This is a genomic window from Aeromonas sp. QDB14, from assembly GCF_027707845.1.
Classification (GTDB): Bacteria; Pseudomonadota; Gammaproteobacteria; order Enterobacterales; family Aeromonadaceae; genus Aeromonas; species Aeromonas caviae.
On record NZ_JAPCJD010000179.1, the window covers coordinates 1 to 1,299 of the forward strand.

Below are 1,299 nucleotides of genomic sequence, written 5' to 3' on the forward strand. Positions count from 1 at the left end.
CATATGGATTTAGGGACTCAGAATACTTTTTTCTGAAAATCAAGGCGGCCTTCCCCGGAAAGCCGCGATGAACCAAAAATACGGCGACCATGGGCCGCCGTATGAGTCGGTGCTACTTGTCCCCTCAACCGCTACATCCTGTACCAGCCGCCACCAGGGCGAGAGACCGGTCGAGCATAGGATCGCCAAGATATGAAAACAAATGGTATATATTCATCTAGGAATTGAAGAGAATTCATATCATGTTGCTGGAACAGCTTGCACGCATAGACCTTAATCTGTTGATAATCCTGCAAGTCTTGCTGGAAGAGCGCAACGGCAGCCGGGCTGCACGCCGTTTGCACCTGAGCCAGTCCGCCGTCAGCAAGGCCCTTGGACGGTTGCGGGAGACCTTTGACGATCCCCTGTTCGTACGCTCGGCCTACGGGATGGATCCCACTCCGCGCGCCCTGGATCTCCAGCAGCAACTGCAGCCCATACTGCTCTCCCTGGACAACCTGATCCAGCCGCCGGACTTCGATCCCGCCAGCACGGAGCGGGAGTTCGTCATCGCCAGCATGGACAGCGCCTTCACCCTGTTTGCCCCCCTCTACCTGAGCGAACTGAAGCGTCAGGCCCCTGGCATCCGCCTGCGCTACGAGGAGTGGACCGAACACAGCCTGACCGAGATGAGCCAGGGCCAGGTGGATATCGCCTTCACGGTGCGGGAGAACTGCATCAATTCGGATTTTCGCCTCGACACCCTGCCCAACGCCATCTGCCAGCGGTTGCTCACCATCGACGATCTCACCTGCCTGGTGCAGCGGGATCACCCTGCCTTGCAGGAGCCCGAGTGGGATCTCGCCCGTTACCTCGCCTACCCCCATGTGCAGACCTACTGCGAGGGGCGGGATCGCTGGATGCTGGATCACAAGCTGGCGGAGCAGGATCTCTATCGCCGGATCGAGGCGACCGTGCCCTCCTTCGAGGCGGCCCTGCGCATGGGCATGCACTCGGACATGATAGTGACCCTCTCCCGCCTCTACGCCCGCCACGCCACCCAGGTCTACCCCCTGGTGCCGCTGCCGCTGCCCATCGCCCTGGACAGCATCTCCCACCTGCTCATCTGGCATCAGCGCCACGAGGAGGATCCGGGCCATCGCTGGCTGCGGGAGACCCTGCTCGCCCTCATCATGGGCAAGCTGGAAACCTCGGCGGACGGCCCGGCCGCTGCCGCCTGACGCGCAAAAAAAAGGTTCATCGCGGCTTTCCGGGGAAGGCCGCCTTGATTTTCAGAAAAAAGTATTCTGAGTCCCTAAA

General features: G+C 60.4%; 1 protein-coding gene. It reads left to right on the plus strand.

Going from position 1 to position 1,299, the window contains the following annotated elements; translation table 11 throughout:
• Nucleotides 1-242: 242 nt before the first annotated feature.
• Nucleotides 243-1,220, plus strand: a complete 978-nt coding sequence (locus PG887_RS22340; protein WP_010672591.1) for a LysR substrate-binding domain-containing protein — start codon at nucleotides 243-245, stop codon at nucleotides 1,218-1,220.
• The last annotated feature ends 79 nt before the right edge of the window (nucleotides 1,221-1,299 follow it).

Coding starts and splice junctions, on each gene's coding strand:
- PG887_RS22340 (WP_010672591.1), top strand. CDS start 243: ATGTTGCTGGAACAGCTTGCACGCATAGACCTTAATCTGTTGATAATC.